Annotated in this window: 1 protein-coding gene; it reads right to left on the bottom strand. The window is 32.0% G+C overall.

Features of this window, described 5'->3' with window-relative positions; translation table 11 throughout:
* The coding region (locus tag AC1DSL_RS19090) for a YcdB/YcdC domain-containing protein (RefSeq protein ID WP_477533458.1) at positions 1 to 161 on the bottom strand (161 nt) is incomplete at its 3' end.
* Positions 162 to 714 lie beyond the last annotated feature (553 nt).

Genomic DNA, 714 nt, shown 5'->3' with positions numbered 1-714 from the left:
GTAATACCCTCATCTTGTTCTTCGTTTGTCCATGAAAACATTGCCTCCCCTTCTCCATTCTCTCGCTCAACATACTCCTCTATGTGAGGTTGAAAATGACCAGGAAGTTGGACCATCGATATTGCACGTTTCTTTAATTTTTCTCTTAGCAAGCAAGCCACCTCTGTAGTTTTGATATTTCTTTCTCTTTCTCCACTATTTGAATTTTACATTACTTAAAAGAATTGATATACCTTCTTGCATTATCCTGCTTCTTGGAAAATCGTCAGTATAATAACTACTTCGAAACCTTTTCAAAAATTCCTGCTTATTCCATTAAAGGGCGCTTATCTAAAGTATCAGCTTAAAAAAGCTGAAAGAATGTACCTTTTATCGTTGTTCAATGGCATTCCAAAAAAAGCCTTCTTATTGAACTAACCTGCYCCGTTAGTTTAAGTACATTTTTTCACAATCTTYATAGTGAWATTAACATAAATATCCAAAAAAAAAAAAAACAAAATCACCTCAATTCTAAGAAAMGATAGAGGTGMGATAATTTTAATCAAACTTTATTAATAAATGATCAAACTTTTTTAGAAATTATCGGACTTTGTTTTAAATTATCAAACTTTATTTCAAAGCTACTGCCGCAATGGAAATCAACATTTATTTTTTTGTTTGTCTACAGTCTGAAATGACTGCCGATTAAAGGCAGTCATTTTTGAATCCATAGCA

The sequence above is a fragment of the Paenisporosarcina sp. P4_D4 genome, assembly GCF_056401835.1.
Note: the sequence above shows the minus strand (reverse complement) of the source record. Positions and strands in the feature narration are given on the sequence as shown.